Annotated in this window: 12 protein-coding genes; 9 read left to right on the forward strand and 3 right to left on the reverse strand. The window is 62.8% G+C overall.

Annotation, left to right across the window (positions count from 1 at the left end; translation table 11 throughout):
* The first annotated feature begins 16 nt into the window (after window positions 1-16).
* The 4 genes from CKO42_RS21085 (at window position 17) to CKO42_RS21100 (ending at window position 2473) form a co-directional block, all read left to right on the forward strand.
* The gene (locus CKO42_RS21085) at window positions 17-1009 is read left to right on the forward strand and encodes an urea transporter (RefSeq protein WP_200248414.1); all 993 of its coding nucleotides are present in this window, start codon (window positions 17-19) and stop codon (window positions 1007-1009) included.
* A gap of 78 nt (window positions 1010-1087) precedes the next feature.
* Window positions 1088-1237 (forward strand): hypothetical protein, encoded by a 150-nt coding sequence (locus CKO42_RS21090; RefSeq protein WP_200248416.1) that lies wholly within the window; start codon window positions 1088-1090, stop codon window positions 1235-1237.
* 23 nt (window positions 1238-1260) lie between these two features.
* The gene (locus CKO42_RS21095; RefSeq protein WP_200248419.1) at window positions 1261-1512 is read left to right on the forward strand and encodes a hypothetical protein; all 252 of its coding nucleotides are present in this window, start codon (window positions 1261-1263) and stop codon (window positions 1510-1512) included.
* Between the two features lie 34 nt (window positions 1513-1546).
* A complete protein-coding gene (locus CKO42_RS21100; RefSeq protein ID WP_200248422.1) occupies window positions 1547-2473 on the forward strand; it encodes a cation diffusion facilitator family transporter in 927 nt (308 codons plus the stop codon).
* Between the two features lie 33 nt (window positions 2474-2506).
* On the opposite strand, the gene CKO42_RS21105 is transcribed toward CKO42_RS21100, so the two are convergent.
* The 3 genes from CKO42_RS21105 to CKO42_RS21115 form a co-directional block, all read right to left on the reverse strand.
* Window positions 2507-2698 (reverse strand): toxin-antitoxin system HicB family antitoxin, encoded by a 192-nt coding sequence (locus CKO42_RS21105; protein WP_200248425.1) that lies wholly within the window; start codon window positions 2696-2698, stop codon window positions 2507-2509.
* Between the two features lie 243 nt (window positions 2699-2941).
* A complete protein-coding gene (locus tag CKO42_RS21110) occupies window positions 2942-3289 on the reverse strand; it encodes an HVO_A0114 family putative DNA-binding protein (protein ID WP_200248428.1) in 348 nt (115 codons plus the stop codon).
* On the reverse strand, window positions 3270-3572 hold the full coding sequence (locus CKO42_RS21115; RefSeq protein WP_200248430.1) for a toxin-antitoxin system TumE family protein: 303 nt from the start codon (window positions 3570-3572) through the stop codon (window positions 3270-3272). Before CKO42_RS21115 ends, CKO42_RS21110 begins: the two co-directional genes overlap by 20 nt.
* Before the next feature lie 336 nt (window positions 3573-3908).
* Between CKO42_RS21115 and CKO42_RS28030 the strand changes: the two genes are divergently transcribed.
* The 5 genes from CKO42_RS28030 to CKO42_RS21135 form a co-directional block, all read left to right on the forward strand.
* Window positions 3909-4031, forward strand: coding sequence for a hypothetical protein (locus tag CKO42_RS28030; RefSeq protein ID WP_274608947.1), 123 nt, complete (start codon window positions 3909-3911; stop codon window positions 4029-4031).
* Window positions 4031-4978 carry a YihY/virulence factor BrkB family protein gene (locus CKO42_RS21120; protein ID WP_200248433.1) on the forward strand — a complete coding sequence of 316 codons (948 nt, stop codon included), beginning with the start codon at window positions 4031-4033 and terminating at the stop codon, window positions 4976-4978. The genes CKO42_RS28030 and CKO42_RS21120 overlap by 1 nt, the downstream gene beginning before the upstream one ends.
* Before the next feature lies 1 nt (window position 4979).
* Entirely contained in the window at window positions 4980-7991 is a 3012-nt protein-coding gene (locus tag CKO42_RS21125) for an ATP-binding protein (protein ID WP_200248437.1), read from the forward strand.
* A gap of 94 nt (window positions 7992-8085) precedes the next feature.
* Window positions 8086-9276, forward strand: a complete 1191-nt coding sequence (locus tag CKO42_RS21130; RefSeq protein ID WP_200248442.1) for an AAA family ATPase — start codon at window positions 8086-8088, stop codon at window positions 9274-9276.
* A gap of 2 nt (window positions 9277-9278) precedes the next feature.
* A partial coding sequence (locus CKO42_RS21135) for a DUF3226 domain-containing protein (RefSeq protein ID WP_200248448.1) occupies window positions 9279-9970 on the forward strand: 692 nt, incomplete at its 3' end.

A 9970-nucleotide genomic window follows, 5' to 3' on the forward strand; every position in this document is an offset into this window, starting at 1 on the left:
GCACCGGGAGGTCATGATGAATGAGCCTGACACTGCACAACAAGCCAACTGGTGGGAACAGGCCTGCCGCTCGGCCTCCCCGCTGCGCTTCATCGACTTCAATCTGCGTGGCATCGGGCAGGTGATGTTTCAGGACAACCCGCTCTCCGGGTTGTGCTTCTTCGCCGCCATCGGCTGGGGCTCGTTCATGGCCGGTGCGCTTGAGATTGCGATCGGCGGTCTGCTCGCACTGCTCATCGCCTCGCTGACAGCGCTTTGGCTGCGGGTCGAAACCACGGTGCTGCATGCCGGCCTCTATGGCTTCAACGCCTATCTGCTCGGCATCGCCTTGGCCACCTTCCTCGATCCCTCGCCGCTGCTCTGGGTCTATGTCGTGCTTGGCGGTGCCGTCTCGGTGATCGCCACCCTGGCCGCGACCCGGGTGATGCAGACCTGGGGCCTCTCGGCGCTGACTGCCCCCTTCATCCTCATCACCTGGCTCCTACTGCTCTCCTCGAACGGGTTTTCCAGCGTGCCCGCGGGGGCCTTGCCAACCAGCGGTCTGATTCAGCCGATCGCGGCCGAGGCGGCCGATCCGCTGCGCATCCTCGACTTCCTGCAGGGCATCCTAATCAGCGTCTCGCAGGTATTCGTCAAAGGTGACGGCATCGCCGCGCTGCTGATCCTGATCGGGCTCGCCGTTGGCTCCATCGCCGCCGCCGGCTATGCGCTGGCCGCAGCCCTGGTCTCGGTCATCGTCGCTCATCTGCTGGGAGCGGAAAGCCAGCTCATCACCGGCGGCCTGGTCGGCTTCAACCCGATCCTCACCGCCATCGCGGTTGGCACCGTCTTCGCTCGCCCTAGTCTGCGATCCGGCCTCTATGCGCTGCTCGCGACCATCGTCACGGTCCTGGTGCAAGGTGCGATGGTCGCAGCCGTCACGCCTTTCGCCATCCCAACGCTAACCGCCTCATTCGTTCTGGTGTCCTGGCTGTTTCTGCTGGCCAAGCCAAACAGGATCGAGGCCTGATCGCTTCAGCCCACAGCAACCTGTCTCCCCAAAGCTTGTCCTGTTGCGATCTTCGCTCCCTGGGATATGCTATGCCATATGTTGCTGATACTCGACACCGATGTCGTTGCCGCCGGCGTCATGAGTGCAGCCGGGGCGTCTCTGCGCTTCGGTATCGAGACCTGCCGGCCGGCTGAGATCGCCCGAAAGCTGCGCGCCGGCTGGATTCATCAAGACGCGAATCGATGAGCTAAAGCCGAGACTCTACCGCGATGAGCAAGAGCAACTACCCCTTGAAAGCGCCCGAGAGCATCCTCGCGGCCGCACGTCGCGCTGCGGCACGTGACGGCGTCAGTCTGAACCAATTCATCAATACCGCGTTGGCCGAGAAGGTCGCCGCCTTGGAAGCCGAGGAGGTTTTTACCAGGCGAGCAGCACATGCCGACAAGGCGCGTTTCCTCGACGCGCTGCATCGCATCGGCCCGGAGCCTCCAAGGCCTGGTGACGAACTGCCCCGAGATTGAGCCGCCAATCGGTATTCTCGCAGGCAATGTAACCATGCAGATCGAGCGCGTCATGCACCTACGCAGCGAGCTGGAGGCACGGCTACTCCGGCTCTCAGTGGCTGCAACCCTGGTCATCGCCGGGCTCGGGGTGCTGCTCGGTCTCTGGGCACGCTCACCAGCGATCCTCTTCGACGGCCTGTTTGCACTGATCGATGCGGCGATCACCTGGCTGACGCTGCTGGTGGCGCGCTTGGTCGCCAGCCAAGGCGATGATCGGCGGTTTCAGTATGGCTTCTGGCACCTGGAGCCCTTGGTCATCGCGCTCAAGGCCTCGACCCTGATCGTGCTGGTCGCTTATGCCTTTCTCAGCGCGGTGAATAGCCTGCTCAAGGGCGGTTACGAGCCAGAGTTCGGCATCGCACTGAGCTACGCGGCGCTGGTCACGCTGATCTCGTTTGCGATCTGGTGGTGGCTGCGCGGCCAGGCCAATCGCATCGATTCCGGTCTGGTGCGCCTTGATGTGAAGGCCTGGCTGCTGTCGGCCTTGATGGGCTGTGCGCTGCTATTCGCCTTCGCCGTGGCGCTGGCGATCCAGGGCACCGCCGCCGAAGGACTGATCCGCTTCATCGACCCGCTGGCGCTGGCGCTGATCACGCTGCTGCTGTTGCCGATGCCGTTTCGTGAGGCGCGCGAGTCGTTCGCTGAGATCCTGCAGATCAGCCCGGCCGATCTCGACGCCCACCTCAGCGCGCTGATGACCGACTTCGTCCAGCACCATGGTTTTCTCGACTATCGCAGCTATCTGGCTAAGGCCGGGCGCGCGCGCTTCATCGAGATCTCGGTCTTGGTGCCAGCGGATCGAGCGCTGACGCTGACCGAGATCGACGCCCTGCGCGATGAGATCGGCGCTGCGATCGGTGGCGCCGGTCCGGACCGCTGGCTCACCATCACCTTCACCGCTGATCCGGCGCAGTTGTGATGACGAACAAGATGTGCAGCTGACGTTTCCGCCTCAGGCCGCAGCGTCTGACAGCTCATGTCGCACGGCGCGCTCCATCAGCGCATTGAGACTGATCCCCCCGGCCTGGGCCACGGTGGTGGCCGCCTGATGGAGGTCGGGCGGTAGGCGCACCACGAATTTACCGCTGGCCGGTTTGCGCACGGCACGGCCGTGCTTCTCGCACATCTCGATGAAAAAGGCCAAAGACGCCTGGAACTCGCGGCGCAGCTCCTCGGGATTCTTGCCTTAGAAATCCGCACCGCCATTGAGTCCCTGAATCTCACCTCGGAACTCATCGGTCTCTGTGTTGTACCGGATGACGGCCGTATAGCCGTCCAACGTCATGGTGTTCATCATGATGGTGTCACCGCCACTCTGTAACCCTGTAACCCTGTAACCCTGTAACCCTGTAACCCTGTAAGGGTGGTGTTCTAGCCCCCCGCACGGTCAAGCCGCCACGCGCCAGTTCAGTTCGAGATGCACCCCGTCATACGGAAAATGCAGCTTGCCGTTCGGTGTCTTGTCGATCAGGCCGATCAACGCCAGCCGCTGCGCATCGGCGTGGACCGCGCGCACATCGCGCCCGACCCGGCGTGCCAGTTCGCGTACCCCAATGGGACCGGCGCCCGCCAGCGCCTTGAGGATGGCGAAACGGTTGCTGGTGAGGGTGTCGAGCAGCGCCTCCTCGGTGCCGAAAAAATACCCCGGCGGCTGGGGTTCGTTGCGCTCGACGGCCTGCACGATCCGGGCGTTGATTTGCGCATCAGTCGCCACTTCAATCGTCAGTGTTTCCATTGGTTTGTCTCCAGCGTTGAATGTCAAGGTCGAAGTCGGCCAGCAGCGCGTCCAGTCCTCGCCACGCGAGCGGCATTTCCAGCTCGCCGGCATGCCGGTGGTCGCCCTTCCCCTGTTCATTGTCATAGCGCAGCACACAGCGCCCCTGGGCGATCAGCGCCAGGCTGTATTTGTAGGGGTGCGCGCTGCCCGCGAGGGGTTGCGGCAAGCGCCACACCTTGACCTCCTTGACCAGATTGTCGGCGATTCGTTTTTTGAAGTGAATGAGGCGCTGCGCTGTCATGTTGCGATCTTGTCAACGCTCATCCCGATTGACAAGGCTGTCTCTTGGCAATCCTCCCGGCCTCCTGTCGTGCCACCAGGCTTGCGCCATGAGTACCCAGTCTCTGCACGACCTCTCCCGCCCCGGCGCAGCGGTCTTCGTCGGCCTGCGCCCGCCCTGCCGGGCGAGATGATTCAACAGCGGGCGGTCGCGATCATAAATCAGGCACTCCCAGAGCCGGCAGGGGCTTCGAGGCGGTACTTTTTGGTCGATGCTCTCCGCATCATGGCATCATGGCCGCTTCGCTTTCTCTTTTCCCCGATCGAACGGACTTCACCCGAACACTCGCGATAAGCCATGCAGACTGAACGCATCATGCGCCTGTGCAGCGAACCCGAGGACCGGCTGCTGCGCCTCTCGGTCGCCGCGGCGCTGGTCACGCTGACCATCCTCTTTACCACGCATCCGGCGCAGTTGTGATGACGAACAATCGGTTTCTCCGAACGGCTTTAGGGCCTCTGCGCCAGTTGCTGAGGATCACAGTCAGCGGCGTCAATCTCTGGCTCGAGCACAATCCCTTCATGCAGGCAGGCGCGTTGGCCTTCTTCACGATCTTCTCACTGGCGCCGACCTTGATCATCGCGGTGACGGTGATCGGTGTCGTGCTCGGCCAAGGCGCAGCGCAGGGCGAGATCGTCGCCCAGCTGCAGGGCGCGATGGGCGCCGAGGCCGCCGCCGCCATCGAGCAGGCAATCCTGATGTCGCGACCGGAGGAGACGGGGCCGCTGCCCACACTGGTCGGCATCGGCGCGATCCTAATCGGCGCAACCGTGGTGTTCGGTCAACTGCGCTACTCGATGAATCTGCTCTGGGAGGTGCGTCCAAGGCCCAGCCGTGATCGCCTTGGGCCCTTCTGGCAGCTGGTGCGCACCCGACTGCTGGCGCTGCTGGTCGTCCTGTTGGTCGCCCTGGTGCTGCTGCTCTACTTTGTGGTCGCGATTGCGATTCAAACCTTGGTCGGTGCCGTTGATCTGCCTGGACCGCTGCAGGCGCTGCTACTGGACTGGTTCCCAGGTGCCGCCCGCAGTCTCGCTGCAGTACTGATCACGGCGCTGTTCATCGCGGCGTTGTTCAAGGTGCTCCCCGATGTGCTCTTGACCTGGCGAGATGTCCTCCCCGGCGCCTTGGTCACAGCACTGCTGCTGACCCTCGGCCGCTATGGCATCGCCCTCTATCTCGCCGAGACTGCGATTGCCTCGACCTATGGCGCTGCCGCCTCGCTGCTGGTGATCCTGTTCTGGGTCTACTTCTCTGCCCTGCTGCTGTTGCTCGGCGTGGCGCTGACCCGCGCCGAGCTGAGCGCCCGTAATCGGCCGATCGTGCCGCGCGCATCGGCGGTGAGGGTGGTTCAGCAGCAGGTCGTCTGAGGTGGCCCCAGCTGAAGACCCTGCATCGGTGATCTCCACGCCTCCCTATCGACAAGCGCTGCTCAGGCTTTTGCTGTCTTGGATTCTGCTGTTGTGCTCGGTGGCAATAGCGACCACGACCACGACGGCAACCGCAACCTCAACGGTGACCGCGAGCACGAGCGCGAGCGCAGATTCCGCCATAACCCTCTCCGTCTCAAGCACTGCCGCGACGCTTGAGACCCTCGATCTCGCCGACACACCAGCACCCACGTCGCTCTCAGAGCAACTGCTGATCCACAAGGAGACACCAGGTCAGCAGCCAAATCAGCCACTAGCCATCAGCGAGCTGCAGCGAGTACTGTCGTTGCCGCTTGAGGCCTGGACGTCCGGCACAACCTCAGAGGCGCGCGGCTCGAACTTCATCCCGGTCATCATGTGGATGCTCGGCGCGGTGCAGAACCGGTCGGACGCGCCCATCGAGCGCTGGCTGGTGGTGGAGCCTTGGCGACTGCGCGACGTGCAGCTTTTCGTCATCGACGCTGAGACCGGAGAGCTCCTCGTTCAGGCCGAGGGCGGCCAGCGCATTCCGCTCGAAGAACGCGTCATCCCGGCGCATGAGGCAAGCTTTTCGCTCAGCATCGCCCCCGGCCAGCGTCTGCTTCTGCTGCTACGCATCCAAGACAAGACCTTCAGCCCGGTCGCCCTGAGCCTGCATGAGCCTCGGATGCGGGCAACGCAAGTCTCGCGCCAGCATGATGCACAGGTCGCGCTGCTCGGCTTCGTCTTGGCGATCGTGCTGGTGCTGCTGGTACAGGCCAACTGGCGCTACACGCTGGTCGCCTTTTGGCTAATGGCGGCGACCCTGTTCGAGCTCATCTACCTGGTCCCGCTAGTGCCCAGCCTGGTGCCGACGATCAGGCCGTATGTCGTGCCCATCCTGACCGCAAGCGGGGCACTGGCGATGGCCGCGTTCGCGTTGATGACGCTGTCCTTTCTGCAACTCTATCGCCACCGCCTCTGGCTCGTCATCTATGGGACTTGCATCGCCATCTTCATCGGTGTTGCGCTGAGCATTCCCTGGACCGATCAGCACCATCTGGTCCGTCGGACCAGCGCCCTGACCTCGCTGGCAGTGCTCACCCTCTGGCCACTTGCAGCCTGGTCGGCACGCGCCATCCGGCATCGGCCATACGGTCGCAGCCTGCTCCTCCTATTCAGTCTGTACTGGATCGTCGCGCTGATCCGCGTCCTGCTCGCCAACGGACTGCCGAGCCTGGATTTCAACAATGACCCGCTCATCTTGCTCTACCTGTTTGGGCTGGTGTCGTTCGCGCTTGGAGTCGTCGCGATCGACAGCCGCAGTCGGCGTGACCTGGCCGCTGACCTCGAGCGACAATTGCACGAGCGCGAGGAGGCCGAGCGCCAACGCACCATGACGATGCAGCGGCAGGAGAACGCCCGGCTCATCGAGGCGGTCGAGCAGCAAACCCATGCCTTGCGCGAGGCCAACGCGCGCGCCATCGCCGACAGCGCGGCCAAGTCCAATTTCCTCTCGACGGCGAGTCATGAGCTGCGCGCCCCGCTGCACGATCTGCTCGGTTATGCCGAGCTACTCTCGCGCTCGACCACGTCTGAGCAGCAGGCGCAGCTTGCGGTGATCCAGAAAAGCGGCCAGCAACTGCTGCATCTGATCGACGACATCCTCGAATTCAGCCGCGGTGATGCCAAACCAATCCTGCTGGAGCCGGCACCGCTGTCGCTATCGGCCTTGACCAGACATCTCGAGCAGCTCTACCAGCCGCTGGCCGAGCACGGTGGCAATCGACTCGACACCAGCGTCACGCTCGGCGAGACCGATTGGGTGATCGCCGATGAGCGCCGCTTGACGCAGATCCTGAGAAACCTGCTCGGCAATGCCTGCAAGTTCACCCAGCAGGGCCGCATCGAGCTGCGGATCAGTCAGCTCGAGCCAGCCACTGCGGAGGCTGACCCTGTCGCCAATGCGACAGCTGATCCAGCAGCCGATCCAGTGGACGAGCAGCCCGAGAGCGGCCTCGTTCGGCTCCGGTTTGCGGTCAGTGACACCGGCATTGGTATCCCGACCGAGCAGCAGGCGGCAATCTTTGAGCCCTTCAAACGCCTCGACCGCTATGATCGCGCGCCAGGCCTGGGTCTCGGACTCGCGATCAGCCAGCAATTGGCGCTGGCGATGGGCGGGCGCATTCAGGTATGCAGCCAATCCGATCCGCAGCCGGGGAGCCTGTTCAGCATCGAGCTACAAGTCCCCAAGGCGAGCATGCAGGACGCGAGCCCTGCGCGCATCAAGAACGGCATCATTCGCGGCTATCGGGGACCGCGACGCACGTTGCTGATCGCCGATGACATGCCGAGCAGCCGTCAGTTCCTGGCGGAAAGCGCTCGGGCCTGGGGCTTCGAGGTGCTGCTGGCGGTGAATGGCACGGACGCGCTCGAGCAGCTGCAAGCTGCTGACCCAAAACCCGATGCGGCCCTGATCGACCAATTCATGCCACAGCTCGATGGCTGGGGTTTTCTGCGCCGGGTGCGCGAATCCTCCGCACATGCGGCGCTGCCGGTGATTCTGATCTCGGCGGCGCCGCTGGAGCGACCGGAGGGCCTACCGAGCGAGATCACCTTTGACGCCGTCGCGCTGAAGCCGCTCTCGGTGAGAACCCTAGCCGAGATCCTCGAGCAACAGCTCGAGCTCGACTGGGACTTCGAGACCGGCGACGAGCACACAGCCGAAGACCCTGAGCACAAGCCAGCGGAGCAGGACGACGACTCAGTCGCGCGCGCGCTGGCCGCGGATATCGACGAGGAGCAGCTCGCCGAGCTGCGCAAGCTGATCTCGCTCGGCGCCGTCATTGCAATTGCCGACTGGGCACGCGAGCGGCGCAAGTCCGATCCTGAATCCGCCCCGCTCTGGCAAGCGATCGAGCGCTGCGCGATCCAGATCGATCTCGAGGGCCTGCAAAGGCTCGCGCGACAAGGCGCGCCATCTGAAACCCTCTGAAATCAGCAATCTCAGCGAACAAGGTCGCTGATCCAGACAATAGACTGGCCGCAGCGGAGGAGCCAATGCTACGGTTCTCCACTACCTGAGCGCCGTGCAAGGCACGCCCGGCCACACATCTCCGCTGGCGGCCTGCCGAGGCCGAATGAGTCAAGATTCCATCATGACCATATTCATTGAAAACCTACAAATAAGCGGGTTCCGGGTGCTGAGCGAATTGAAGATCGACTCACTCGGCAAGGTCAATTTGATCACCGGAAAGAACAATTGCGGTAAGTCCACCCTGCTCGAGGCCATCAGAATACTTGCCACGGGCGGAGCCATTCGGACGATCTTCGATATCCTCGACTATCGCGAGGAGCTTGGTTCCGACAACGAATCCGAACGCGGCTACCAACCGAATGATCTTGCGCCATTCTGCAACCTGTTTACCGGCTTCCCTGACTTGATGCCGAATCGGCAAGGATTCTCGATCACGGCCAGGGGGGGCTTGCCTGCGTCCATTGCCACCCTTAAGGCCCAAATGGGTTGGTTCGTCAAAGAAGCAGATACCGGAGCGCGGATCATCCGATATGCGCCTGCCTCAGGCGATCTTTTCGACGACATCGATGCCTTTCCCGCGCTTGATCTCGATATTGCCGGTCGCAAGCGCGTCGTTCCGCTGCACCGGCTTCAGCGCCGGACGCTCATGCGCTCCGAGGTCGAGGTGAATGCCGCCCCTTGCATCTATCTTGATCCGTTCAGCTCGCGTTCGACCCACCAGATGGCAGCCCTTTGGGATGCGATCGCTCTGACTGACGTTGAGCAGGAGGTCATCAAGGCGCTGAAACTGGTCTCCGAAGACCTACAGGCCGTGCAGATGGTCGGTGGCGACAAAGGCTGGTCTCGTGAGCGCACGGCCATCGCGAAGAGTACGCGCTATCCTTCGCCGGTACCGTTGAAGACCTTCGGCGACGGCGTCAATCGCCTGTTCGGCATCATCCTGTCGCTGTGCAACGCAAGAAACGGGGTGCTACTGATCGACGAGGTCGAGAACGGTCTGCATTACTCAGTGCAGATCGACGTATGGCATACCCTTTTCCGACTGGCGCGGGACTTGAACGTCCAGGTCTTTGCCACCTCCCACAGCTGGGATTGCGTGCGCGCGTTCCAGGAAGCCGCCGGAGCCAGTCCGGACGATGGCGCCCTGATCCGCCTTTCCCGTCATGACGGCAAGATCGTCGCGACCCTATTCTCCGAGCAAGAGTTGGCGATCGTGACACGCGATCAGATCGAGGTACGGTAACGATGCCTGGCAAACGGGTCTTGATGGTAGAAGGGCAGGATGACGAACATGTGGTCAAACATATCTGCGGGGAAAGACGACTCGGGATCATCGAGACCATCCACCGCTATGGCGGCAAGGCTCCCTTGATCGACGGGATCGGAGTCCGGTTGAAAGAGAGTGACATCACCGCGTTGGGCATCCTGATCGACGCCGATACCGATCTGCAATCCTGCTGGCAGGCAGTGACCAACCGACTGCGACAGGCGGGCTACAAGGAGATTCCGGCGCTGCCTGCGCCAGAGGGCACGGTCATCCTCGCGCCGAGTGATTCGCTATTGCCGCGGGTCGGTATCTGGTTGATGCCAGACAATCGGCTACCGGGTATTCTCGAGGACTTTCTGACCTTTCTCGTGCCACCCGCCGATCCCTTATTCGCGCATGTGGAGCGTTCCATCGACCAGATTCCGCCAGGTCAACGCCGGTTCGACGACCTAAAGCAGCCAAAGGCGAGGATTCACACCTGGCTCGCCTGGCAGCAGGAACCTGGCGTAACCGTTCACGGGGCTGAAACCTGCCATCGCCTCACCTCCAGCGGCTTCAGCCCAGGCTGTGGAAACCCCGACATCCGTGCTCAGGAGCGCAGCCCAGGCGAAGGACGTGTTGATGATGAACCCGAGTTGGGATCTCTTCGAGCGGCTGGCATCGCGGAGTC

This window comes from Lamprobacter modestohalophilus, from assembly GCF_016583905.1.
Lineage (GTDB): Bacteria > Pseudomonadota > Gammaproteobacteria > Chromatiales > Chromatiaceae > Lamprobacter > Lamprobacter modestohalophilus.